Origin of the sequence: Streptomyces sp. ASQP_92, assembly GCF_025399895.1 — a bacterium.
Classification (GTDB): domain Bacteria; phylum Actinomycetota; class Actinomycetes; order Streptomycetales; family Streptomycetaceae; genus Streptomyces.
Window position 1 is genome coordinate 1 of sequence record NZ_JAODUA010000077.1, and the last position, 245, is coordinate 245.

Here is a 245-nt window from a genome sequence, read left to right on the forward strand (position 1 = left end):
TGACGGAAGATTCGCCAGGTCTTCAGCCGGGCGACGCCTCGCTCGACCGGGACTCGCGTCCGGGCGATTGCGCGGTTGACGGTCTTCTGGGTCTCGGAGAGTTCCTGATGAGGCCGTCGTTTGACTGCGGTGGTCAGCCAAGGGCCGGCTCCTTGGTAGGCGAGGTCGGCCACGAGCGGGACGCCCTGGCGTTCGCAGATCCGGATGATCCGGTGGGTGCGGGCGGCGGTGAGGTCGTGGGTGCG

1 protein-coding gene is annotated in these 245 nt (G+C 68.6%); it reads right to left on the minus strand.

The genetic code is table 11. From position 1 onward, the window contains the following. On the minus strand, positions 1–245 hold a 245-nt coding region (locus tag N4G70_RS36975; protein ID WP_261717170.1), incomplete at both ends, for a transposase family protein.